The sequence below is a fragment of the Marinobacter sp. Arc7-DN-1 genome (assembly GCF_003441595.1).
GTDB classification, from domain to species: Bacteria; Pseudomonadota; Gammaproteobacteria; order Pseudomonadales; family Oleiphilaceae; genus Marinobacter; species Marinobacter metalliresistant.
The window spans coordinates 881,201-905,818 of sequence record NZ_CP031848.1 but is presented as its reverse complement, the minus strand read 5'-3'; the positions used below and the strand labels follow the sequence as shown (position 1 = coordinate 905,818).

The window sequence follows — 24,618 nt, the reverse complement described above, 5'->3', positions numbered from 1 at the left end:
GGACAGAGGTCGGAGAAATCTGCTAGCTGCGTTATACTCGCGGGCCGCAAATCAACCACCGTAATGACGCCATGAACGACGCCCTGCAAGAGATTCACGACTTTCTGCCGTGCCGGACACCACAACAATGGATCGACAACGCCCTGGCCAACCAGGACCTGATGCTCATCGACCATGCCCATTGTGAGAAAAAGGCGGCCTCAACTGCGCTGAGCCTGATGTACCGGTACGTGAATAACACTGAGTTGCTGAACAGGATGTCGCGGCTGGCCCGTGAAGAGCTCCGGCATTTTGAGCAGGTACTTGCGATCATGAACAAACGAGGCGTGGAGTACTGCCATCTGACACCGGCTCGCTACGCTGCCGGGCTGAGGCAGGAAGTCCGCTCGGAAGATCCCGGCCGGCTGGTGGATGTTCTCATCGTGGGTGCCATTATCGAAGCGCGTTCCTGCGAGCGGTTCGCGGCACTGGCGCCTTTTCTGGATGAAAAGCTGGAAGATTTCTACACCGGCCTGCTGAAATCCGAGGCGCGGCACTACCAGGATTACCTGAAGCTGGCGCAGCAGGCCGCCGCAGGCCCGGTGGATGATCGCGTGGCAGAGTTTCTGGTGATCGAGAAGAGACTGATCGAGGAACCGGACAGCGAGTTCCGGTTCCATAGCGGGCCGTTGAGGTGAAGTTGGGGTCAGATGAAAGCTTTCATCTGACCCCGGCTTCACCTCAGCCGCCGGCAAAGCTCAATCCAGGCATCAATCCCGGCACTGCGGTATTTCTGCTTGTGCAGGATGAAGTAGAACTGCCGGTCAAAGCGCCGATGCTCCGGCACTGCCAGGGGAACCAGACTGCCACGCTTGAAGGCGTCGGCCAGAACCACGTCGGACAGGCAGCCAATACCGAGGTTCGCTTCGACCGCGCGCTTGATGGCTTCCGTGTGCTCCAGCTCCAGCAGCACGTTCAGATCCGGCAGCAGACCGTGCATGCCTCGCTCAAAACTCTGCCGTGTTCCGGAACCTTGTTCCCTCATAATCCAGGTGGCTTCGCGCAGATCCTCGTCCGTGAGTGAACCTTTGCTGGCCAGGGGATGGCTGGGCGAGCAGAAAACCACCAGTTCATCGCCCCGCCAGGGAATGACATCCAGTTCTGACGACTGTAGTTCCCCCTCAATCAGCCCGATATCCAGTTCAAAATCCTTGACCCTTCTTGCGATCGTGCTCGTGTTGGCAACCTCCAGCGCGACTCGTGGCCGGGTAGGGGTATTCATGTATTGGGCCATGACACCTACAGCCAGATAGTTACCAATAGTGAGTGTGGCGCCGACTTTTAAGGCACCCACTTCCGTGTGTTTGCTGAACGCCCGCTCCAGTTCGTTTGCCTGGGCGAGGACGGCCTCAACTTTTGGCCGGTAGAGTCGACCGAGCTCGTTTAGCTGAAGGCGTTTGCCAACGCGGTCAAACAGCTGGATATCAAACTGGTTTTCCAGCTCCTTGAGCGCACTGCTGGCTGCGGACTGCGACATGGCGAGCGACTCGGCGGCGCGAGTGATGTTCTGGAAATGGGCCGCGGCCAGAAAGACTTCCAGTTGTCGAAAACTGTATTTCATAACATTTTGCTCTAAATCGACTCGCTCGAATAAGGTTATGAGAATATCCCATTTTCCCGATAGGTTAGTGTCGGGTTACACTTAACGCAATCCAAAGTTGAAACATTCGCCGTAAAAAGCGTAACGAACAGGCAAGAGGTTTACATGAGCAACCTGATCAAAGAGAAAGTTACCAGCGTCCACCACTGGAACGATACCCTGTTCAGCTTCACCACAAGCCGGGACCCGGGATTTCGTTTCAAGAACGGTCATTTCGTCATGATCGGTCTGGAAACCGACGGCAAACCCCTCATGCGTGCGTACAGTATTGCCAGTGCCAATTACGAGGAAGAGCTGGAGTTCTTCTCAATCAAGGTTCAGGACGGCCCGCTGACCTCCCGCCTTCAGAAGATTCAGGTAGGGGATGAGATCCTGGTGAGCCGCAAGCCGACCGGTACCTTGATACTGGACAACCTGCTGCCGGGCAGGAATCTCTGGCTGATCAGTACCGGTACCGGGCTCGCGCCGTTCATGAGCATCATCAAGGATCCGGAAGTCTACGAGGCGTTCGACAAGGTGATCCTGACTCACGGCGTACGCTATGTGTCAGAACTCGCCTACCAGAAGGAGATCGAAGAGCTGCCGGAAAACGAGTTCTTCGGTGAAATGGTCGAAGGCAAGCTTGTCTATTACCCGACCGTCACCCGTGAGGAGTTTCGTAACCGGGGCCGCCTGACGGATGCCATGAAAACCGGAAAGATTACCCGTGATCTCGGCCTGCCGGAGTTCGACCTGGAGAACGACCGGTTCATGATCTGCGGCAGCCCGAGCATGCTCAAGGACACCTGCGCTATCCTTAACAACATGGGCTTCAAGGAAGCTCGGGGTGGTGACATGGGGCATTACGTTATCGAGCGGGCGTTTGTGGAGCAGTAAAGGGTGCATCACACAGGCCCTGATAAAGCCGGAGCGTGATGCTCCGGTTTTTTTCGTGCTGAAATCGGGGTCAGATGAAAGCTTTCATCTGACCCCAGGTTCACAACCGGGGCCTTTCTTTGTAGCCAGTGTGCCAGTGTATAGTAGGCGGTTTTGGAAATAGGGAAGACACGATGTTTCATCTTGAACTGGAACCACGTTTCAGCGATACCGATGCCCTGGGGCACATCAGCAACACCACCTTGCCGGTCTGGTTTGAACAGGCCAGAACGCCGGTTTTCCGGATTTTTCATCCTACCCTGGAAGCCGAAACCTGGCCGCTGATCATCGCCCGGCTGGAGATTGATCTGATGGCACAGAGCTACTGGCATATGCCGGTGGAGATCCGCACCGGGATTGGAAAAATCGGCAACAGCTCCTTCCACGTGGTTCAGGAGGCCTGGCAGAATGGCAAACAGATTGCCCGTGGCATCGCTGTCTTGATTCATTTCGATTATGGAGCCGAAAAAGCCCTGCCGATTCCTGACGAGATCAGGTCAAAACTGTCCGGACATCTGATGGACTGAGGCGTACGATGTGATCCACAGAAGCCCGGAGCCTCATGTTGCCGGGCTTTCTGTTTTTTTGCGCGGATCAACAGTGTCCTCATCGAGCCAGGTTCCGCAGAATTTACAGTAGCGCGCATCCTGTTCATGGTGATCCCTGCCGCATCCGGGGCAGGCTTCACGGGAGTAGCGCTCTTCACGCAGGGCCCGGATCACTTCGGCGGAGAAGATGCCCGCGGGCAGTGCAATGATCGAGTAGCCGGTGAGCATTATCGCTACCGATATAAACTGTCCCAGAGGGGTGACCGGTGTTATGTCGCCGTAGCCGACCGTTGTCAGTGTAACAATGCCCCAGTAGATCGCTGTCGGAATGCTGGTGAATCCGGCGTCGGCGGGTTCAATCAGGTAGAGGACAGAAGAAAAGATTGTCACAACCATCAGCACGGTAAAGAGGAACAAAAGGATCTGATGCCGGCTCCGTATCATGGCATCCAGCAGGAGCCTCTTCTCTCCCTCCAGGATCACCATGTCAAGCACCCGGAACAGCCTCAATGCCCGGAGCATCCGAACGATAATCAGGGTCTGGAAACCGGGCAGGATCAGTGTCAGCCATGACGGCAGGATCGCCAGCAGGTCGATGATGCCGTAGAAGCTTTTCAGGTAGAGCCATGGCTTCTGCAAACAGTAGATCCTCAGAGCCAGCTCGATTGTGAAGAGAATGGTAATGCACCATTCTGTATAGAAAAACAGGTCACCATAGCGTTGGTGATAGCTGTCTATGCTATCGAGCATGACAATCCCGACACTGACGAAAATCAGCAGGACCAAACCAATATCAAAAGCCTTGGCTGCGCGGCTGTCGGACTCAAAAAGCAGCTTGAAAAGTCGGGTGCGCAGTCCCAGCTTTGCGGGCTCAAGGCGGGTTGGCATTCTTTTCAGTCTCCATTTTACTATCGGGCGTCTGAACTCCTCTAAACTCTAGAGAGCAGTGGGTTTCCCCGTCAACATACTTTCTCCGAAGGAGGGGCTATGAAGGGACTTTCAATCAAGAGTGTGTTCGGCGCGGCTGTTTCTGTTCCGGGGATGGCTCTGGTGAAGTGGTCAAAAATGCGCGGCATCGACAAAAGCAGCCATGCCGAACCCGATTGATGCTTTACGTCACGAATAACGACCTGACGAAATCTGGCGGAGTATGTTATTGATTGACTGACTGTGTTTAACACCTACTCGCTCGGAGCAAACCATTGGCTTTTAAATTCCTCGTAGTGATCTTCGTGGCCAGCCTTCTGGGTTTGGCTGGTTGCGGTTCTGATGAAAAGGCGCCAGCAAGTGATTCCGGGAGGCAGGTTGCAAAGACTGTTAATCTGCCGGCTGGAGATATATCACTTGCGCTTACCCCTGCTCAGCTGGACTGGGTCGGTCAGCAGATTTTCCGAAACGAGTGCGCGGGTCGTTTCGAGTGTCTGGTTCACTGGAACGAGGGGGAAGCCTTTCCATCTCTGGGTATCGGACATTTTATCTGGTATCCGGAGGGTGTGGATGGAAGATTCGTGGAAAGTTTTCCTGCTCTTGTTGAGTACATGAAGCAGCGTCAGGTCAGTATTCCCGAGTGGCTGAGAGATCTCGACCCCTTTGACGCCCCCTGGGGCGACAGGCAGTCCTTTCTGGCTGTCGTTGATTCGCCGGAAATGGCAGAGCTCAGGGAGTTTCTGGCAGGCAGTCAGGGTATGCAGGCGGAGTTTATATTTCGTCGGGCCAGAATGTCTCTGGAGAAGGTGATTGATGCGGCTCCCGAAGAACAGGAAGACGACATCACCGAGCGCCTCGAAGCCTTGAGCCAGACGCCCGGCGGCGTGTATGCAATCATGGATTATGTCAACTTCAAAGGAGAGGGGGTGTCGCAGACGGAGCGTTATAAAGGTGATGGCTGGGGTCTGTTGCAGGTGCTGATGGCCATGTCCGGCGATCCGGAAGAAGCGGCCATTAAGCAATTTCGGGAGGCGGCCCGCAAAGTGCTGACCCGCAGGGCAGAGAATGCTGAAGATCCGGTTGAGCGGGAACGCTGGCTGCCGGGCTGGCTGAAGCGGCTGGACACCTACTCTGAACCTCCTGAAATGAAAATTCCCTCGGAAAATTCCTGAAAATCAGTTCAAACCCTGATCTATGTTCTATCTTGTAACTGAGCGTTCTGGAAAACACCTTTCCACCGACCTGTAGTCTCCCCGTGCGCCGAACTGAGGCCCGGTTTGCACAGTGGTGTGGCCGAAGTGTGTTAGCGGAAACGCCTCGTAATAGAATAAACACAATAAATCAACGTGTTAAGTTCTCTGGCTCATAAATTGCTGAGAACCGTTGCTCGTATAACCAACGGAACTTCGGAGATAATAAATGAATAACGCCAAGTCGATTGCCGTCGGCGCCGCCCTGATTCTGGGTGCATTCACCGCTTCAACCGCTAGCGCGGCCACAACGCTCGAAAGTGTCAAGGAGAAAGGGCACCTGCAATGCGGTGTGACCAGTGGTCTTCCCGGATTTTCACAGCCTGATGAGAAGGGCAACTGGACAGGCATTGATGTGGATACCTGCCGGGCTGTGGCCGCTGCCATCTTTGGTGACGCCAAGGCTGTCCAGTTCACCCCACTGACCGCCAAGGAGCGCTTGACAGCACTGCAGTCCGGTGAAATCGATATATTGTCCCGGAATACCACCTGGACCCTGACCCGTGATGCCTCCCTGGGTCTGAACTTCACCGGTGTCAATTACTATGACGGTCAGGGCTTCCTGATTAATAAGGGCATCGGTGTGGACGATGCCACCCAGCTTGATGGTGCAACCGTGTGTATCCAGGCGGGTACTACCACCGAACTGAACCTTGCCGACTATTTCCGGGCCAAGGGCATGGAGTTCAAGCCGATTGTATTTGATACATCCGAGCAGACAGTGCAGGGGTTTGCCTCTGGCCGGTGTGATGTGCTGACATCCGACCGGTCGCAGCTTGCGGCACTTCGGTCCAAGCTCGCCGACCCGTCCTCGGCCAAGATTCTGCCAAACACTATCTCCAAAGAGCCCCTGGGCCCCGTGGTGCGCCAGGGTGATGACCAATGGTTCAACATAGTGAAGTGGGTTCTTTTCGCCCAGATCAACGCCGAGGAACTGGGCGTCACCATGGAGAACGTGGACGACATGCTGAAGTCGGATAACCCGAATATCCAGCGTCTGCTTGGATCCGACGGTGACATGGGCGCCAAGTTGGGCGTGCCGGCGGATTTCGGGTACAAGGTGGTGAAACAGGTTGGCAACTACGGTGAGATGTACAACCGTAATGTCGGACCAGACACCGCGCTGGGTCTTGATCGCGGTCTCAACGCACTGTGGACCGAAGGCGGCATCATGTATGCGCCACCGGTTCGTTAACACCTGAGAGCGGACAGGGGGCGGGCTCCCGGTGAGCTTTGCCTCCGGTCAATCTGTGATGATGTGTTTAACCGCACGGAAGCTTTTCGGGAAAATGCATGAAAAGACAAACAACTGATTCGAGACCTGCGGGTCCCAAACCCTGGTATGATCCGCGTATTCGTTCCATCTTCTTTCAGCTCGTTACTCTGTCGCTGGTCTTCTGGGCTGGCTGGACCCTGATCGATAACACACTGTCCAACATGGAAAGCCGTGGCATCAGCACCGGTTTCGGCTTTCTCGATGAAACCGCCGGCTTTGGCATCATCATGAGCTTGGTCCCCTACGACGCCACCATGTCGTATGGCCGGACCTTCTGGGTGGGGCTCACCAACACCCTGCTGGTCTCCGCCATGGGTGTCGTCGCTGCCACGATTCTCGGCTTTATTCTCGGGGTTGCCCGACTGTCCAGTAATTGGCTGGTGGCCAAGGTTGCCCTGGTTTACATCGAAGTGATCCGCAACATCCCACTGCTGCTGCAAATCTTCTTCTGGTACTTTGCGGTGCTCAGTAATCTGCCTTCGCCCCGGCAAAGTGTCGAGGTGGGCAATGCGCTGTTCCTGAATAACCGGGGCCTGTACCTGCCGGAACCGGTGGCCCAGGATGGCTTCGGCCTGGTCTGGGGTGGGGTGATCGCCGCCGTCGTTGCGGTTGTGGCTCTGCGAACCTGGGCCAAAAAACGTCAGTTGGCCACCGGGCAGATCTTTCCCACATTCAAGGTGGGTCTCGCCGTTCTGGTTCTGGTGCCGGTGCTGGCGTACCTGATGGCGGGGCAACCGCTGACCTGGGACTTTCCGGCCCTGAAAGGGTTCAACTTCGGCGGTGGCATTTCCATCATTCCGGAGTTGGCGGCCCTATGGATTGCGCTATCTCTCTATACGGCCAGTTTCATCGCGGAGATTGTCCGCTCCGGCATCCTTTCCGTGAGTAAGGGCCAGACAGAAGCCTCCAAAGCGCTGGGGCTGCCGAACAGTCTCACCCTGCGTCTGGTCGTTATTCCGCAAGCCATGCGGGTGATTATTCCGCCGTTAACGAGCCAGTACCTGAATCTGGTCAAGAACTCCTCGCTGGCGACAGCGATCGGCTATCCCGATCTGGTGGCGGTGTTCATGGGGACGACCCTGAACCAGACAGGCCAGGCCGTTGAAGTCGTTGCGATTACGATGGCCGTTTATCTGACAATCAGTCTACTCATTTCCCTGTTTATGAACATTTATAACCGGGCTGTGGCGATTAAGGAGCGATGATGGCTGAGTCTGTAATGAAACCACCCAGGAAAACTCTGGGCCCGGTAGCGTGGATGCGGATGCATCTGTTCTCCAGTTGGTACAACACCCTGTTGACCCTGATCGTGGGCTACCTGTTGGTAACCAGCGTGGGGCCAGTGCTGAACTGGTTGTTCCTTGAGGCCGACTTCAAGGGCAGTGAGCCGAGCGACTGCACGGGCGCCGGTGCCTGCTGGCTGTTTATCAACCAGCGCCTGAATTTCTTTATCTACGGGTTTTATCCGGATTCCCTGCAGTGGCGTATCGATGTGATGTTCGCCCTGCTGGCTCTGTCGTTCGTGCCCCAGTTCATTGAGAACTTACCGGGCCGCAAGTGGCTGGGCATTTTCGGCATGACTGGCCTGCCGGTGGTCGGCTATTTCCTGATCCCGGGCGGCAGCTTTGGCCTTGAGGCAGTGGACAGCGCCAAATGGGGCGGCCTGATGCTGACGCTGATCATTGCCTATATCGGCATAATCGCGTCCCTGCCCATCGGTATTCTTCTGGCCCTGGGGCGGCGTTCGGATATGCCCATTATTCGCGGCCTTTGTGTCGTGTTTATCGAGGTCTGGCGGGCGGTTCCGCTGATTACCGTGCTGTTCATGGCGTCTGTGATGCTGCCGCTGTTTTTGCCGGAAGGCATGAACTTCGAGAAGCTGATGCGGGCACTGATCGGCATTACCCTCTGGCAGTCGGCCTACATGGCGGAAGTTATCCGGGGCGGCCTGCAGGCCATTCCGCGGGGGCAGTACGAGGCAGCGGACGCGCTGGGGCTCGGGTACTGGAAAAAAACCGGGCTGATCATTCTGCCCCAGGCCCTCAAGATGGTCATTCCCGGGATCGTTAACACGTTTATAGCGCTGTTCAAGGACACCACGCTGGTGCTGATCATCGGCCTGTTCGACATCCTTGGCGCAGTTCAATCAACCATAACGGACCCCGCCTGGCAGAACGTCGCCATTGAGGGGTATGTCTTCGTTGCCTTCAGTTTCTGGGTGTTCTGTTTTGGCATTTCCCGGTACAGCCAGAAGCTGGAGCGCAAACTCGACACTGGTCATAAATCATGATGGGTAATCCAATGACAGAAACCACCCGAACACCGGACAGCCAGCAGAATGCCGAGAGCCGGAGTGAGCCGAAAGTCGATATTATTCGAGTCGAGGGTATGCACAAATGGTATGGGGACTTTCACGTTCTGAAAGATCTGAACCTGACCGTGAAGCAGGGCGAGCGCATCGTTATCTGTGGCCCGTCAGGTTCCGGCAAATCCACATTCATCCGCTGCATTAACCGGCTGGAAGAGCATCAGCAGGGCAAAATCGTGGTGGATGATGTGGAGTTGACCGATGATGTGCGCCAGATTGACACCGTGCGCCGGGAAGTCGGCATGGTGTTTCAGCACTTCAATCTTTTTCCGCACCTGACCGTGCTGGAGAACTGTTGTCTGTCGCCCATCTGGGTCCGGAAGACCCCCCGCAAGGAAGCTGAAGCGAGCGCAATGGAATACCTGGAAAGGGTTAAGATTCCCGATCAGGCCAACAAGTACCCGGGTCAGTTGTCCGGTGGCCAGCAGCAGCGGGTGGCCATTGCCCGGGCCTTGTGCATGAAGCCGAAAATCATGCTGTTCGACGAGCCCACCTCGGCACTGGACCCGGAAATGATCAAGGAAGTGCTCGACGTTATGGTGGAATTGGCGAAAAGTGGCATGACCATGATCTGCGTCACCCATGAAATGGGGTTTGCCAAAACGGTGGCGGACCGGGTGATCTTTATGGATAGCGGTGAGATTGTGGAAGAGGCTCCGCCCCAGGAGTTTTTCTCCAACCCCAGAGAACCGAGAACCCGGAAGTTCCTGGAGCAGATTCTGCACAACTGAGACGGAAAGGCCGGGCAATGGCCCGGCCTTTCTACGTTACAGCGGGTGTTTGTCGAGAAGGGGTGAAGCGCCGGGCGTCACTTCCAGCCACCAGACGTTCTCGGCCCAGTCGCCCAGGACAATCCGCTTCGCTGGCTGCCCATTCGCAGTCAGCGCATGCTCCGCCGGACGGTGTGTGTGGCCGTGGATCATCCGTTGCACGCCGTGGGCTTCCAGCTCCCGGACCACTTCCTCGGGTGTTACGTCCATGATGAACTCTTCCTTGCCCTGATTTTTGGCCATGCTGATTTCCCGCAGTTGGCGGGCCATCTGCTGGCGATCTTTCAGCGGCCGCTGGAGAATCATCTTTTGCCATTGCGGGTTGCGCATGTTGGCACGGAACTTCTGGTACTCCTCATCGGCGGTGCACAGGCTGTCACCATGCATCAGCAGGGTTGGCGTGCCATATAGATCGATCACGCAGGGATCTTCCAGCAACGTCGCCCCGGCACGATCGCAGAAATCCTCGCCGATAAGGAAATCCCGGTTGCCATGCATCAGAAAGATCTCGGTGCCCCCGTCTCTCACTTTGCGAAGGGCGGCAGCAACCTTTTCCTGCAGCGGTGTGCGCTCATCGTCCCCAATCCAGGCCTCAAAAAAGTCGCCAAGGATGTAGAGCTGTTCAGCCCCGGCGGCTTTTTGCTCAAGAAAGGCCAGGAATGCCCCGGTGATGTCCGGGCGTGATTCTTCCAGATGAAGATCCGAGATAAACAGCGTGGTCACGCCGCGCCTCCGTCCTCCAGAACTTCGGCTTTCTCAATGACCACATCATCCGCGGGAACGTCCTGGTGTCCGCCGCGCATGGTGGTGCGCACAGCACGAATGGCGTTGACCGTTTCCATGCCTTCAACCACCTTGCCGAAAACACAGTAACCCCAGCCCTCGGCGTTCTTGGCGGTGTGGTCCAGAAAACCGTTGTTCTCAACGTTGATAAAGAACTGGGCCGTGGCGGAATGAGGGTCCATGGTGCGGGCCATGGCAATGGTTCCCTGCATGTTGCTCAGGCCGTTATCAGCCTCGTTCTGGATGGAATCCCGGGTTTTGCGGGGTGTCATGCCCGGCTCAAATCCGCCGCCCTGAATCATGAAGTTGCTGATCACACGGTGAAAAATCAGACCATCGTAAAAGCCGTCGCGGACGTACTGTTCAAAGTTCCTGGCGGTTTCCGGTGCCTTGTCGTAGTCCAGTTCGAGCTTGATGTCACCGTAGTTGGTTGTCAGCAGAATCATCAGGTTTTCCTGTTCGTAATGGTTGAATGCGTTACGGGCCCCATTGTACTCAAGACTTTCCCGCTATGCATGAGTCCGGCAAGGATTTGTGAGTATAATACGCGGTTTAAGATTCACTCCCCTTTTAACAGAGATTGTATGAGCGCCGAGTCGAAGAAAGCCCACAACTTTATCCAGAGCCTGATCGAAGACGCCATCGCCAACGGAGAGCATACCGGCAAGGTGGTCACCCGTTTTCCGCCGGAGCCCAACGGCTACCTGCACATTGGCCACGCCAAGTCGATTTGCCTGAACTTTGGTATCGCCGAAACCTTTTCCGGAGACTGTAACCTGCGGTTTGACGACACCAACCCGGAGAAGGAAAACCAGGAATACATCGACGCCATCAAGCAGGACGTGGAGTGGCTTGGCTACGAGTGGGCCGGCGAGGTTCGCTACGCGTCGGATTACTTCGACGCCCTGTATGAGTTTGCCGAGGAACTGATTACCCGGGACAAGGCTTACGTGTGCGCCCTGAATGCCGACGAAATGGCCGAGTACCGGGGCAGCCTGAGAGAGCCGGGCAGAAACAGCCCCTATCGTGATCGCCCGATTGAAGAAAGCCTGCAACTGTTCCGCGACATGCGCGACGGCAAGTACCAGAACGGTGAGCTGGTTTTGCGGGCCAAGATTGATATGGCGTCCCCGAACATTAATTTGCGGGATCCGATTCTTTACCGTATCCGGTACGCCGAGCACCACCAGACCGGCGACAAATGGTGCATCTACCCGATGTACGATTTCACCCATCCGATTTCGGACGCTATGGAGGGAATCACCCATTCGCTCTGTACCCTGGAATTCGAGGATCACCGGCCGCTGTATGACTGGGTCCTGGATAACATCTCAGTCCCCTGTCACCCGCGCCAGATCGAGTTTGCCCGGCTGAACCTGAATTACACCATTACTTCCAAGCGCAAACTCAGGCGCCTGGTGGATGAGGGGGCTGTTGATGGCTGGAATGACCCGCGGATGCCCACCATTTCCGGTATGCGCCGGCGCGGTTATACCCCCGAGTCCATTCGCACCTTCTGCGATATGATCGGCGTGAATAAGGCCGGTGGCACTGTGGATGTGGGTATGCTGGAGCATGCCATCCGGGAAGATCTGAACAACCGGGCCCCGCGCGCCATGTGTGTGATGCGGCCACTGAAGGTGACGCTGACCAACTATCCGGCCGGCCAGAGCGAGACCCTGACGTTGCCCGTGCACCCGCAAAACCCGGAAATGGGCGAGCGCGAAGTGCCCTGGACCCGGACCCTGTATATTGACCGGGAAGATTTCGACATGGAGCCTCCGCGGAAATGGAAGCGGCTGGCGCCGGATCAGGCGGTACGCCTGCGGGGCGGATATGTGATGACCTGCCGGGAAGTTATCCGAGACGACAGCGGCGAGATTGTTGAGCTCAAGTGCGAATACGATCCGGACACCCTGGGTGTGAATCCCGAGGGCTACAAGCCTAACGGCGTTGTTCACTGGGTGTCCGCAACTGACAGTGTGGAAGCGGACATCAACCTGTACGACCGCCTGTTCAGCCATGAATCGCCGGACAGCGATAAGGACAGCGATCTGATGGATCACCTGAATCCGGAATCTCTGGTCGTTCTCAAAGGCGCCCGGGTCGAGAAGAGTCTGGCGCAGCCTCGTACCGATCTGCCCTACCAGTTCGAGCGCGAAGGCTATTTCTTCTGCGATCAGGAGCACACCGCCAGTGCCGGCCGGCCGGTTTTCAACCGCACCGTAACGCTCAGGGATTCCTGGGGTAAGGGGGGCAAGTGATCCGCATCTACAACACGCTGACCCAGCAGAAGGAAGAACTGCGGCCTATTGAACCGGGCAAGGTCCGGATCTATGTCTGCGGCATGACGGTTTACGACTACTGCCATCTTGGCCATGCCAGGGTTCTGGTGGCGTTTGATGTGATCACCCGTTACCTGCGCCACCGGGGTTACGAGGTGAACTATGTTCGCAATATTACCGATATTGACGACAAGATCCTGCGTCGTGCTGACGAGAACGGCGAGCCCTACACTGAGCTCACTGACCGTATGATCAAAGCCATGCACGAAGACGAAGCCCGCCTGGGCGTGCTGTCTCCGGACGACGAGCCCCGGGCCACGGCATTCATTGACGAAATCATCGCGATGATCCATAAGCTGATTTCCGGGGGGCATGCCTATGCCGCCGATAACGGCGATGTGTATTTTGCCGTTGATTCCTTTGATGACTACGGCAAGCTCAGCAAAAAGAAGCTGGAAGATCTGCTGGCGGGTGCCCGGGTCGATGTTCAGGAAGCCAAGCGTAGCCCGGCGGATTTCGCACTGTGGAAAGCGGCCAAGGCGGGGGAGGTGAGCTGGCCTTCACCCTGGGGTGATGGTCGACCGGGCTGGCACATTGAGTGTTCGGTAATGTCCACCGCCTGCCTGGGCGACACCTTTGATATTCATGGCGGTGGCCCTGATCTGTTGTTCCCGCACCATGAAAACGAGATTGCCCAATCCGAGTGCGCCACCGGCCATACCTTCGTGAATACCTGGATGCACGCTGGAGCTATTCGGGTGAACAAGGAAAAGATGTCCAAATCCCTGGGCAATTTCTTCACCATCCGCGAGATTATGGAAAAGTACCCTGCGGAGGTGGTTCGTTATTTCCTGGTTTCCAGTCATTACCGGAGCCAGGTGGACTATTCCGAGGAAAACCTGGCTGAGGCCGGTCGCACGCTCACCCGGCTTTACCATGCGCTGCGCGGCATTGTGCCCGCTAAAGTAGCGGATGTGCCGGAAACAGAGTACGACCAGCGGTTCGCCGAAGCGATGGATGATGATTTCAACACCGCAGGCGCGATTGCTGTGTTGCACGCCGTCGCTAACGAGATCAACCAGCATCGTCGGGACGGGCGTGAAGAGGAAGCGAAGCGCAGCGCAGCGGTGCTGGTAAGACTCGGTGGCGTACTTGGCCTGCTGCAGCAGGATCCCGAGGCTTTCTTCCAGGCCGATACTGGAAGTGAACTCAGTGCCGAGGACATTGAGACGCTGATCCAGGCCCGGGCAGATGCCCGCAAGGCGAAGAACTTTGCCGAGGCTGACCGGATTCGCGACGATCTCGCGGAGAAGGGCATTGTTCTGGACGACTCCCGCGAGGGGACGAGCTGGCGGAGAGGTTGAATTTCGGGGAAATGGTGGTTGGTCAGACCAGTTTTGCGCCTGCAGGAATGATCTTGTAAGGATTTTCCCTTACAATGCGGCGCTCTAATTAGAATGCCCCCTCAAGGTGAAGGGGGAGTCGGGAAACGTAACCCACTGAGGCAGACAACGATGACAGAACGCGTACAAGTCGGCGGCATTCAAGTCGCAAAGAATCTGTATGATTTCGTAAACAACGAAGCGATTCCGGGTACCGGAATCGATGCCGACAAATTCTGGGCAGAATTCGACAGGATCGTGAACGAGCTGGCGCCGCGCAACCGCGAGCTGCTGGCAAAGCGTGATGCGATCCAGGAAAAAATGGACAGCTGGAACCGGGACCGCAAGGGTCAGAAGCTGGACATGGCCGAGTACAAATCTTTCCTGAACGACATTGGTTATCTGGTTGACGAGCCCGCAGAATTCAAGATTTCGACCGCCAATGTTGATCCGGAAGTCGCCACCATGGCCGGCCCGCAGCTGGTTGTGCCGATCATGAACGCCCGCTTTGCCCTTAACGCGGCAAACGCTCGCTGGGGCAGCCTTTACGACGCTCTGTACGGCACTGATGCCATCTCCGAAGAGAACGGTGCCGGGAAAGGTCGTGGCTATAACCCGGTACGCGGCGCCAAGGTCATCGAGTGGGCCCGCGATCTGCTGGACAGCTCCGCGCCGCTGGTTTCCGGTAGCCATAAAGACGCTGCCAAGTACCTGGTTGAGGGTGGCAAGCTGGTGGTAAAGCTGCAGAATGGTGAAGCCACCGGTCTGAAGGACGAAGCCGGCTTTGTCGGATACACCGGTGCCGCCGATGCGCCCACTGGCGTGCTGCTGGTCAAGAACGGCATGCACTTCGAGATTCAGATTGACGCCAGCCATCCGATTGGCAAGGACGACGGCGCCAATGTGAAAGACGTACTGATGGAGTCTGCCCTGACCACCATCATGGATTGCGAAGATTCGGTTGCGGCCGTCGATGCCGACGACAAGGCTCTGGCCTACCGCAACTGGCTCGGCCTGATGAAAGGTGATCTGCAGGAAACCTTCGAGAAGGGCGGCGAGCAACTGACCCGTAAAATGAACGCGGACCGCACCTACACCGCACCGGACGGCGGCGAATTGAGCCTGAAAGGGCGCAGCCTCATGTTTATCCGGAATGTCGGTCATCTGATGACCAACCCGGCCATTCTGCTGAAAGACGGCAACGAAGTGCCGGAAGGTCTGATGGATGGCCTGATCACCTCGCTGATTGCCATTCACGACATGAAAGGCAATGGCAAGTTCCAGAACAGCACCAAAGGCTCCATGTACATTGTGAAGCCCAAGATGCACGGCCCGGAAGAAGTGGCGTTCACCAACGAATTCTTTGGTCGTGTTGAAGACGCACTGGGCATGCCACGTTTTACCCTGAAAGTTGGCATCATGGACGAGGAGCGCCGCACGACGGTTAACCTGAAGGCCTGTATCCATGCCGCCAAGGAGCGTGCTGTGTTCATCAACACCGGCTTCCTGGACCGCACTGGTGACGAGATCCATACCTCCATGGAACTGGGTCCGTTCATTCGCAAAGGCGCGATGAAGCAGGCAACCTGGATCAACGCCTACGAGCAGTGGAACGTGGACATTGGTCTGGAGACCGGTTTCCGTGGCGTTGCCCAGATTGGTAAGGGCATGTGGGCCATGCCGGATCTGATGGCGGGCATGCTGGAGGCCAAGATCGGTCACCCGAAAGCTGGCGCCAACACTGCATGGGTTCCGTCTCCCACCGCCGCCACCCTGCATGCCACTCACTACCATCAAGTGAGTGTGGCTGACGTTCAGAAGCAGCTGGAAAGCCGTACCCGTGCCGCCCTGGAAGACATCCTGACGGTACCGGTGATGGACGATCCGTCGTCGCTGAGCGCCGAAGACATCCAGCAAGAGCTGGACAACAACGCCCAGGGTATCCTCGGTTATGTTGTACGCTGGATTGATCAGGGCGTTGGTTGTTCCAAGGTGCCCGATATTAATGATGTGGGTCTGATGGAAGACCGTGCCACCCTGCGGATTGCATCCCAGTTGCTGGCCAACTGGCTGCACCACGGCATCTGCTCTGAAGAGCAGATCATGGAAACCATGAAGCGCATGGCAGCTGTGGTCGACAAGCAGAACGCCGGTGATCCTGCGTATCGCCCGATGGCCGGAAACTTTGATGACAGTGTGGCCTTCCAGGCGGCCCTGGATCTGGTTCTGAAGGGCCGTGAGCAGCCGAATGGCTACACCGAGCCGCTCCTGCACGCATACCGCCTCAAGGCGAAGGCGAAGTACGGGCAGTAAGCTCTGGTCACAAAAAACCCCGCCACGGCGGGGTTTTTTGTGACCAGCTTTTCATAGCGGGGGCTGACCCCAAAGGGGTCAGCCCCCCTTTTCACCAGAATGTGGGTGGATCCCTCGAAAAAAAGCTGAAAATCGGGTCAGACCCCTTCGGGGTCAGACCCGGTGCAATATGTTAGCAGCGTACAGGGTGTTCTGCAGCAGGGTGGCAATGGTCATCGGTCCGACACCGCCGGGGACCGGTGTGATGTAGGCAGCACGTTCGGACGCTGTCCTGAAATCCACGTCGCCGTGCAGTTTTCCGTCTTCCATCCGGTTGATGCCCACATCAATCACGGTTGCGCCTGGTTTCACCCACTCTCCCTTGATCAGGCCGGGTTTGCCCACGGCTGCCACCAGAATGTCCGCTTCACGAACAAACTTCTCCAGATCCGGTGTGAATCGGTGGCAAACGGTTGTGGTCGCGCCTTTAAGCAGCAGTTCCATACTCATTGGCCGCCCGACGATGTTGGAGGCGCCCACAATCACGGCGTGCTGGCCCTTGTAGGGAGTATCGATGCTGTCGAGCAGGGTGATGATGCCCGCCGGGGTGCAGGGGCGCAGGGTGGGTTTGCGCTGCATCAGCCGGCCAATGTTGTAGGGGTGAAAGCCGTCCACATCCTTGTCTGGCCGAATCTTCACCAGAATCGGATCCGCATCCAGATGGTCGGGGAGGGGGAGCTGTACCAGAATCCCGTCCACCGTCGGGTTCTCGTTCAGTTCGTCTATCAGTGCCTCCAGCGCGTCCTGGGAGGTGTCTGCCGGCAGGTCGTAGGAGAGGGAAAGGATTCCGGCTTCATCGCAGGCTTTGCGTTTGTTGCCTACGTATACGTGGGAAGCGGGATCGTTGCCGACCAGCACCACAGCAAGTCCTGGTGCACGAAGCCCTTGCTGCCTGCGGGCTTCCACGCCGATGGCGACCTGCTGTCTTACTTCGGCGGCAATTTCTTTTCCGTTGATCAGTTTGGCGGTCATGTCTCGTCTTGTCGGTTGGGCGTTGGTAAGTTGGAGGCCGGGCATTGTCTCATGCTTCCGGGGGAACTCCAATTGGAGGGTGTGCCGGCCCGCTTCGGGGGAACTTTTGTGCCGGTGTTTTGTCACTGGGGAACCGTTGTCTCAGGGAATTTAAAATTCCATGTTGACGGAGCCCGCCGGCGCCGGTAATATGCGCGCCAACTTTGCTGAAGCACTTGTTGTTCAGTTCAGTCGGGGTATAGCGCAGTCTGGTAGCGCGCCTGCTTTGGGAGCAGGATGTCGGGAGTTCGAATCTCTCTACCCCGACCATTTTCTGGATATTCAGGTGGGCGAACGGTCAAGCGCCCGTAGCTCAGCTGGATAGAGCACCCGCCTTCTAAGCGGGTGGTCGCAGGTTCGAGTCCTGCCGGGCGCGCCATCAAGTCGTCGGCTTGGTCCGCGCCGGAGCGACCGTAACCGGCAAAGTTGAAACCTTGACGATTCGGTCGTCAAATAGAGAATGCCGAAAGGTATGTCCCGATGTGGTGGACGTAGCTCAGTTGGTAGAGCTCAGGATTGTGACTCCTGCGGTCGAGGGTTCGATCCCCTTCGTCCACCCCACTTTTCTTTCAGGTTTGATTCCGCGTTTGGTGAATGTATTGATGGCAGTCTTGTCATCGGCCATTCCTCATCCCGTTGTGCGCGAGTGGCGGAACTGGTAGACGCGCTGGATTTAGGTTCCAGTGGGGCAACCCGTGAGAGTTCGAGTCTCTCCTCGCGCACCACTCCTTTCTTTTTTCGTTTCGCCTTTCTTTTTCCGGTTTTGTCCCCAGTTCTGATTTCTATCCCCGGAAGTGGTTTCGCCGGTCTTATCAGGGTGCGGTCCAAAGTGCCTTGCCAGGTGATTCTCTCGGCGGGGCAAAGCATGATAAACTACTGGCTTTTAATTTTCGGTCCTTTTGCGGGAATTCTCCCGAAATCGGACTTTTAGGTTTAATTTCATTCACATACCGAACCTGTAATTTGAGGATCTTCCATGCAAGTGTCTGTTGAAACGACCTCCAACATCGAGCGTCGCATGACGATTGGTGTGCCCGCCCAGGAAATCGACCAGGCGGTCCAGAAACGGCTGCAGGAAACCGCGCGTACCGTGCGTCTTAATGGTTTCCGTCCGGGTAAGGTGCCCATGAGCGTGGTCAAGCGTCGTTTCGGTGACAGCGTCCGCCAGGAAATTGTCGGCGAGGTAATGCGCGACAACTACATCAAGGCATTGCAGGAGCAGGATATTAATCCGGCAGGCTGGCCGAAGTTTGAGCCGAAGACCATGGAAGAGGGCAAGGACCTTGAGTTCGTAGCCATTTTCGAAGTACTTCCGGAAATCGAGCTGGGCGATCTGAGCAGGATTTCTGTTGAAAAGCTGACCTCTGAAATCACCGACAAAGACGTCGACAACATGATCGACAACCTGCGCCGTCAGCAGGCCACCATGAAAGAGGTCGGCCGCAAGTCCAAGAACAAGGACGTTCTGACGATTGATTTTAAAGGGTTTATCGACGGTGAAGAGTTCGAGGGTGGTGCCGCTGAAGGCCATCGCCTGACTCTGGGTTCCGGTCAGATGATTCCGGGCTTCGAAAAAGCCATCGTGGGCGGCAAGGCCGGTGAAGACATGGAAATCGAAGTGACCTTCCCTGAGGATTATCACAACGAAGATCTGGCGGGTAAGCCGGCCAGGTTTGAAATCAAGATTCACAAGGTCGAAGAGCCCCAGTTGCCGGAAATGAATGCCGAGTTCTTCAAGAAGTTCGGTATTGATGCCGAAGATGAAGCGGCATTCCGTGAAGAAGTCAGAAAGAACATGGAGCGGGAGCTTAAGCAGGCAGTCGCGAACAAGGTCAAGAACGACGTTGTTGACGGCCTGCTTGAAACCACCGCTCTGGACATCCCGGCTGCGCTGGTGGACCAGGAGATTGACCGCCTGCGTCAGGACGCGGTTCAGCGTTTCGGTGGCCAGGTTGATTTCCAGCAACTGCCGAAGGAAATTTTCCAGGAGCAGGCTGAGCGCCGCGTGAAAACCGGCCTCCTGTTCCAGGAAGTGGTCAAGAAGAACGACCTGAAGGCGGACCCTGCCAAGGTGGACGAAAAGATCCAGGAGATCGCGTCTACGTATGAACAGCCGGAAGAGGTTGTTGCACATTTCAACAGCAATCCGGAGCAGAAGTCCCAGATCGAGTCCTCTGTGCTGGAAGATGCGGTTGTTGATCACGTGCTTGAGCAGGCCGACGTGAAAGAAAAGAAGGTCAAGTACGAAGAGGCCGTGCAGGCTGGTCAGCCCCAGCGCTGATTTGCCCCGGGGCAGGATTAATTCCGGCCCTGTTGGCCGATCCCTGAAAACAGCCGGCATGCCCGGCTGTTTTCATCTGGGGCTGCTGCTGGCAAAGTATGGGGTACAACATTACTGAAACTGCCGTGGCACGAGTCCACGACCTATTGTTCTTAAGGAGTCCAGTCGCATCATGACGCAGAAACCAATTGATGGCCCCGCAATGGTGACCAGTTCCGGACTGGTACCGATTGTTATCGAGCAGACAGCTCGCGGCGAGCGGTCGTTCGACATTTATTCCCGTCTGCTCAAAGAACGGGTGATCTTCATGGTGGGCCCGGTAGAGGACCACATGGCGAACCTGATTGTGGCTCAGCTCCTGTTCCTGGAATCGGAAAATCCGGACAAGGACATCCATCTCTACATCAACAGCCCGGGTGGTTCTGTGACTGCGGGGATGTCCATCTACGACACCATGCAGTTCATCAAGCCGGATGTCGCCACTCTGTGTGTCGGCCAGGCGGCCAGCATGGGCGCCTTCCTGCTCGCCGGTGGCGCGGCTGGCAAGCGCGCCTGCCTGCCTAACTCCCGCGTGATGATCCATCAGCCGCTGGGTGGTTATCAGGGGCAGGCGACGGATATTGAGATCCACACCCGTGAGATTCTCAAGATCCGGCACACCCTGAATTCAATCCTGGCCCATCATACCGGGCAGGATCTGGAGACCATCGCCAAGGACACCGACCGTGATAACTTCATGGATCCGGCGCAGGCGAAAGAGTATGGGCTGATTGATTCAATACTTGATAAGCGCGTACTGAATAAATAATACTGGAAGTAATCGCATCATACTTGTCCGGCGTATCAGGCTGTGACGCCGGCAAAACGAGATCAGAGGTATTTCAATGGCAGATGAAAGAAACGGCAGGGGCGACGATAGCGGCAAGTTGCTGTACTGCTCGTTTTGTGGAAAGAGCCAGCATGAAGTCCGTAAGCTCATTGCAGGGCCCTCGGTGTTCATCTGCGACGAGTGCGTCGACCTGTGCAATGACATTATCCGGGAAGAAATCCAGGAAAATGCACAGGACGAGCCGAGCGATCGCCTTCCTACGCCGGCCGAAATCCGCATTACCCTTGACGAGTATGTCATCGGCCAGGACCGCGCCAAGGTGGTGCTGTCAGTTGCAGTTTACAACCACTACAAACGTCTTCGTTATGGAGAGGGCAAGGGCGATGTTGAACTCGGCAAGAGCAATATTCTGCTGATCGGTCCAACGGGTAGCGGTAAAACCCTGTTGGCAGAAACCCTTGCGCGCATGCTGAATGTCCCGTTCACCATTGCCGATGCCACAACACTGACTGAAGCAGGTTATGTCGGTGAAGATGTCGAGAACATCATCCAGAAGCTTCTGCAGAAATGTGACTACGATGTCGACAAGGCCCAGCGGGGTATTGTTTACATCGACGAGATCGACAAGATTTCCCGCAAGTCAGACAACCCTTCCATTACCCGGGACGTTTCCGGTGAAGGTGTGCAGCAGGCATTGCTGAAGCTGATCGAGGGCACCGTTGCCTCGGTTCCGCCCCAGGGAGGCCGGAAGCATCCGCAGCAGGAATTCCTGCAGGTGGATACCGGAAACATGCTGTTTATCTGTGGCGGTGCCTTTGCCGGGCTGGACAAGGTCATCCGTGAGCGCACCGAGAAGAACAGCATTGGCTTCTCCGCCTCCGTGGCCAGTCAGGACGATGCCAAGAACATGGGCGATGTCATCAAGGACGTGGAAACCGAGGATCTGGTCAAATACGGCCTGATTCCCGAATTCGTTGGCCGTCTGCCGGTGGTCGCAACGCTCAACGAGCTTGATGAGGAAGCATTGATCCAGATTCTGACCGAGCCCAAGAACTCCCTGACCAAGCAGTATCAGAAGCTGTTTGATATGGAAGGTGTCGAGCTGGATTTCCGGGATGATGCGTTGCGGGCGGTTGCCAAGAAGGCCATGGTGAGGAAAACCGGTGCTCGCGGATTGCGGTCGATCATGGAAGCAACGCTTCTGGATACCATGTATCAGATTCCGTCTGAACATGATGTCTGCAAAGTTGTGATCGACGAAAGTGTGATCAGTGGCGATTCCGATCCCTTCAAGATCTACGCGAGCAGTGATCACGCCAAGGCGGTTCCTGAGGATTGAGCCCGTTCAGATGAGCGGCCAAGTCAGACCGGGGGTCAGATGAACGCGTTCATCTGACCCCATTTTAGTTACGCCATTCCCCTGCTTTCCCTCCGGTAAAAATATTGCAATTTACGTCGGCGCCCCAATGAAGGGTGATATGCTGAAAGAAATATCGTCAGAGGATTCCCTATGACCCGGATACCCGAAAATGCCGTGCACGAATACCCGCTGCTCCCGCTGCGAGACGTAGTGGTGTTTCCGCACATGGTGGTCCCGCTGTTTGTGGGCCGAGAAAAATCCATTCAGGCTCTCGAAGCCGCCATGGAGGGAAGCAAGGAAATTCTTCTGGTTGCCCAGAAGGATGCTTCCACAGATGAGCCGGGCCCCAGGGATGTATTTGATATGGGCACCCTCGCCACCGTTCTGCAGATGCTCAGGCTGCCGGACGGCACCGTGAAGGTGCTGGTTGAAGGTAACGCCCGCGCCACCATCAGTGACATTGCTGAAGGCGAGTACCTCTCGGGCGGTGCCGTTCTGATGGATGAAGAGAGTCTGCCGGAGCGTGAGGAAGGGGTGCTCATCAAGACCTTGATGGACGAGTTCGAGAAGTACGTGAAGCTCTCCAAAAAGATACCCTCGGAAGTGTCCAGTGCGCTGACCGGGATTGAAGAACTAGAGCGCCTGGCCGATACCATGTCCGCCCATCTGGAAATGCGCATCCCGGAAAAGCAGGAGCTTCTGGAAGCCCTGGATATCCGCAAGCGCGTTGATCTGTTACTCGGCAAGCTTGATGGCGAGATCGACCTGATTGAGGTTGAGAAGCGCATTCGTGGCCGCGTGAAAAAGCAGATGGAACGCAGCCAGCGCGAGTACTACCTGAACGAACAGATGAAGGCTATCCAGAAGGAAATGGGTAACCTGGGCGAGGGCAATAACGACTTCGAAGAGCTTGAGCAGAAGCTGGAAGAAGCCGGCCTGCCTGAGGAAGCCCGAAAGAAAACAGAAACAGAACTGAACAAGCTGAAGATGATGTCACCCATGTCTGCGGAAGCCACCGTGGTCCGGGGTTACATCGACTGGATGCTGGCGGTGCCCTGGAAAAAGCGCAGCCGTGTTCGTCATGACATAGAGAAAGCCCGTGAAATCCTGGACAGGGATCATTACGGCCTGGATGAAGTGAAGAAGCGCATCCTGGAATACCTGGCCGTTCAGAGCCGTGTGAAGAAGGTGAAAGGCCCGGTGCTTTGTCTGGTCGGCCCTCCCGGTGTTGGTAAAACCTCACTGGGGCAATCCATCGCCCGTGCCACCAACCGCAAATACACCCGTATGGCGTTGGGCGGTGTGCGTGATGAAGCCGAGATTCGCGGCCACCGGAAAACCTACATTGGTGCGCTGCCGGGCAAGCTCCTGCAGAAGCTGTCCAAGGTCGGAGTGAAGAACCCGCTGTTCCTGTTTGATGAAATCGACAAGATGGGTATGGATCACCGCGGCGATCCGGCGTCAGCGCTGCTTGAGGTGCTTGATCCGGAGCAGAACCACACGTTCAACGATCACTACCTGGAAGTGGACTACGACCTTTCCGATGTGATGTTTGTGTGTACCTCAAACTCCATGGACATTCCGCCGGCCTTGCTGGACCGCATGGAGATTATCCGCATTCCGGGTTATACCGAGGATGAGAAGGTTAACATTGCCCTGCGTTACCTGCTGCCCAAGCAGATCAAGGCCAACGGGCTGCGTAAGGACGAGTTGAAACTACCGGAGGAAACGCTTCGGGACCTGATCCGTTACTACACTCGGGAAGCAGGCGTTCGTGGCCTTGAGCGCGAGATCGCGAAAATCTGTCGCAAGGTGGTGCGCAACCACGTTGAGAGTGGCGACAAAGCCTCCGTAACGATAGTGCAAGAGATGCTTGAGGACTACTCAGGGGTCAAGAAGTTCAAATACGGTCTTGCGGAGGAGAAAAACGAGATCGGCCAGGTAACCGGCCTGGCCTGGACCCAGGTGGGTGGCGAGCTTCTTCACATTGAGTGTGCGCTCACCCCGGGCAAGGGCCGTGTGGTCAAAACCGGCTCCCTCGGCGATGTCATGCAGGAGTCGATTCAGACTGCGCTGACGGTGGTTCGCAGCCGGGCACCGGGTCTCGGCATTGCCGATGACTTCCATGAGAAGCACGACCTTCACGTCCATGTTCCCGAGGGCGCAACGCCAAAAGACGGCCCGAGCGCTGGTATTGGCATGTGCACAGCACTGGTTTCCGCGCTGACCAAGATTCCGGTTCGGGCCGACGTTGCAATGACCGGCGAGATCACCCTGAGAGGTCGCGTGTTGGCCATTGGCGGGCTCAAGGAAAAGCTGCTGGCAGCGCACCGAGGAGGCATCAAGACGGTTATAATCCCGGATGAGAATGTCAGGGATCTCAAGGAGATACCGGATAATATCAAGGAATCCCTGGAGATTCGACCGGTGAAATGGATTGATGAGGTTCTGGACATTGCACTGGCTTATCCGCCGGAGCCACGGGCCGGGGATTCGTCACGGGAAACCGGTTCAGGTAAGCCGCGTGATGAAGAAGGCGATGCGTCAGAACGCATAAATACACATTAAAGCCTTGATGAGTTGTTGACACGCCAGAGAGCCCATTGGTATAACTGTTTCGCCGTGAAGCAGCCAATACCAAG

General features: G+C 56.3%; 20 protein-coding genes and 4 tRNA genes. 19 read left to right on the top strand and 5 right to left on the bottom strand.

Features of this window, described 5'->3' with window-relative positions; genetic code table 11:
• The first annotated feature begins 71 nt into the window (after positions 1–71).
• Positions 72–677 carry a tRNA-(ms[2]io[6]A)-hydroxylase gene (locus tag D0851_RS04200; RefSeq protein ID WP_117617498.1) on the top strand — a complete coding sequence of 202 codons (606 nt, stop codon included), beginning with the start codon at positions 72–74 and terminating at the stop codon, positions 675–677.
• Positions 678–715: 38 nt separating this feature from the next.
• Here D0851_RS04200 and D0851_RS04195 read toward each other — a convergent pair whose 3' ends face one another.
• Positions 716–1,600, bottom strand: a complete 885-nt coding sequence (locus D0851_RS04195) for a LysR substrate-binding domain-containing protein (RefSeq protein WP_117617497.1) — start codon at positions 1,598–1,600, stop codon at positions 716–718.
• Positions 1,601–1,744: 144 nt separating this feature from the next.
• Here D0851_RS04195 and D0851_RS04190 point away from each other — a divergent pair, with 144 nt between their 5' ends.
• Positions 1,745–2,515, top strand: a complete 771-nt coding sequence (locus D0851_RS04190; RefSeq protein WP_117617496.1) for a ferredoxin--NADP reductase — start codon at positions 1,745–1,747, stop codon at positions 2,513–2,515.
• 173 nt (positions 2,516–2,688) lie between these two features.
• Positions 2,689–3,081 (top strand): acyl-CoA thioesterase, encoded by a 393-nt coding sequence (locus tag D0851_RS04185; protein WP_117617495.1) that lies wholly within the window; start codon positions 2,689–2,691, stop codon positions 3,079–3,081.
• Between the two features lie 33 nt (positions 3,082–3,114).
• Here D0851_RS04185 and D0851_RS04180 read toward each other — a convergent pair whose 3' ends face one another.
• On the bottom strand, positions 3,115–3,990 hold the full coding sequence (locus D0851_RS04180) for an ion transporter (protein WP_117617494.1): 876 nt from the start codon (positions 3,988–3,990) through the stop codon (positions 3,115–3,117).
• Between the two features lie 314 nt (positions 3,991–4,304).
• Between D0851_RS04180 and D0851_RS04175 the strand changes: the two genes are divergently transcribed.
• The 5 genes from D0851_RS04175 (at position 4,305) to D0851_RS04155 (ending at position 9,654) form a co-directional block, all read left to right on the top strand.
• Complete coding sequence (locus D0851_RS04175) at positions 4,305–5,201, top strand: hypothetical protein (RefSeq protein ID WP_117617493.1); 897 nt, start codon at positions 4,305–4,307, stop codon at positions 5,199–5,201.
• 247 nt (positions 5,202–5,448) lie between these two features.
• The gene (locus D0851_RS04170) at positions 5,449–6,474 is read left to right on the top strand and encodes an amino acid ABC transporter substrate-binding protein (protein WP_117617492.1); all 1,026 of its coding nucleotides are present in this window, start codon (positions 5,449–5,451) and stop codon (positions 6,472–6,474) included.
• A 98-nt stretch (positions 6,475–6,572) separates the two neighbouring features.
• Positions 6,573–7,760: an amino acid ABC transporter permease gene (locus D0851_RS04165; protein ID WP_117617491.1), complete on the top strand. Its 1,188-nt coding sequence runs from the start codon at positions 6,573–6,575 to the stop codon at positions 7,758–7,760.
• Entirely contained in the window at positions 7,760–8,845 is a 1,086-nt protein-coding gene (locus D0851_RS04160) for an amino acid ABC transporter permease (RefSeq protein ID WP_117617490.1), read from the top strand. Before D0851_RS04165 ends, D0851_RS04160 begins: the two co-directional genes overlap by 1 nt.
• An 11-nt stretch (positions 8,846–8,856) precedes the next feature.
• Entirely contained in the window at positions 8,857–9,654 is a 798-nt protein-coding gene (locus D0851_RS04155; protein WP_117620275.1) for an amino acid ABC transporter ATP-binding protein, read from the top strand.
• Between the two features lie 36 nt (positions 9,655–9,690).
• On the opposite strand, the gene lpxH is transcribed toward D0851_RS04155, so the two are convergent.
• Positions 9,691–10,416, bottom strand: coding sequence for a UDP-2,3-diacylglucosamine diphosphatase (lpxH, locus tag D0851_RS04150; protein ID WP_117617489.1), 726 nt, complete (start codon positions 10,414–10,416; stop codon positions 9,691–9,693).
• The gene (locus tag D0851_RS04145) at positions 10,413–10,922 is read right to left on the bottom strand and encodes a peptidylprolyl isomerase (protein WP_117617488.1); all 510 of its coding nucleotides are present in this window, start codon (positions 10,920–10,922) and stop codon (positions 10,413–10,415) included. Before D0851_RS04145 ends, lpxH begins: the two co-directional genes overlap by 4 nt.
• A gap of 138 nt (positions 10,923–11,060) precedes the next feature.
• Here D0851_RS04145 and D0851_RS04140 point away from each other — a divergent pair, with 138 nt between their 5' ends.
• The 3 genes from D0851_RS04140 (at position 11,061) to D0851_RS04130 (ending at position 16,456) form a co-directional block, all read left to right on the top strand.
• Positions 11,061–12,740, top strand: coding sequence for a glutamine--tRNA ligase/YqeY domain fusion protein (locus tag D0851_RS04140; protein WP_117617487.1), 1,680 nt, complete (start codon positions 11,061–11,063; stop codon positions 12,738–12,740).
• Positions 12,737–14,125 (top strand): cysteine--tRNA ligase, encoded by a 1,389-nt coding sequence (gene cysS / locus D0851_RS04135; RefSeq protein ID WP_117617486.1) that lies wholly within the window; start codon positions 12,737–12,739, stop codon positions 14,123–14,125. The genes D0851_RS04140 and cysS overlap by 4 nt, the downstream gene beginning before the upstream one ends.
• 150 nt (positions 14,126–14,275) lie before the next feature.
• Entirely contained in the window at positions 14,276–16,456 is a 2,181-nt protein-coding gene (locus D0851_RS04130) for a malate synthase G (RefSeq protein WP_117617485.1), read from the top strand.
• A 153-nt stretch (positions 16,457–16,609) separates the two neighbouring features.
• On the opposite strand, the gene folD is transcribed toward D0851_RS04130, so the two are convergent.
• Positions 16,610–17,467, bottom strand: a complete 858-nt coding sequence (folD, locus tag D0851_RS04125; RefSeq protein WP_117617484.1) for a bifunctional methylenetetrahydrofolate dehydrogenase/methenyltetrahydrofolate cyclohydrolase FolD — start codon at positions 17,465–17,467, stop codon at positions 16,610–16,612.
• Between the two features lie 232 nt (positions 17,468–17,699).
• Between folD and D0851_RS04120 the strand changes: the two genes are divergently transcribed.
• The 8 genes from D0851_RS04120 (at position 17,700) to lon (ending at position 24,544) form a co-directional block, all read left to right on the top strand.
• A tRNA-Pro gene (locus D0851_RS04120) sits at positions 17,700–17,776 on the top strand.
• A 32-nt stretch (positions 17,777–17,808) separates the two neighbouring features.
• A tRNA-Arg gene (locus tag D0851_RS04115) sits at positions 17,809–17,885 on the top strand.
• 106 nt (positions 17,886–17,991) lie between these two features.
• A tRNA-His gene (locus D0851_RS04110) sits at positions 17,992–18,067 on the top strand.
• Between the two features lie 79 nt (positions 18,068–18,146).
• Positions 18,147–18,231 (top strand) — tRNA-Leu (locus tag D0851_RS04105).
• 251 nt (positions 18,232–18,482) lie between these two features.
• The gene (gene tig, locus D0851_RS04100; RefSeq protein ID WP_117617483.1) at positions 18,483–19,787 is read left to right on the top strand and encodes a trigger factor; all 1,305 of its coding nucleotides are present in this window, start codon (positions 18,483–18,485) and stop codon (positions 19,785–19,787) included.
• A gap of 172 nt (positions 19,788–19,959) precedes the next feature.
• On the top strand, positions 19,960–20,595 hold the full coding sequence (clpP, locus tag D0851_RS04095) for an ATP-dependent Clp endopeptidase proteolytic subunit ClpP (RefSeq protein ID WP_117617482.1): 636 nt from the start codon (positions 19,960–19,962) through the stop codon (positions 20,593–20,595).
• A gap of 76 nt (positions 20,596–20,671) precedes the next feature.
• Entirely contained in the window at positions 20,672–21,955 is a 1,284-nt protein-coding gene (gene clpX / locus D0851_RS04090) for an ATP-dependent Clp protease ATP-binding subunit ClpX (RefSeq protein WP_117617481.1), read from the top strand.
• A gap of 171 nt (positions 21,956–22,126) precedes the next feature.
• The gene (gene lon / locus D0851_RS04085; RefSeq protein ID WP_117617480.1) at positions 22,127–24,544 is read left to right on the top strand and encodes an endopeptidase La; all 2,418 of its coding nucleotides are present in this window, start codon (positions 22,127–22,129) and stop codon (positions 24,542–24,544) included.
• Positions 24,545–24,618 lie beyond the last annotated feature (74 nt).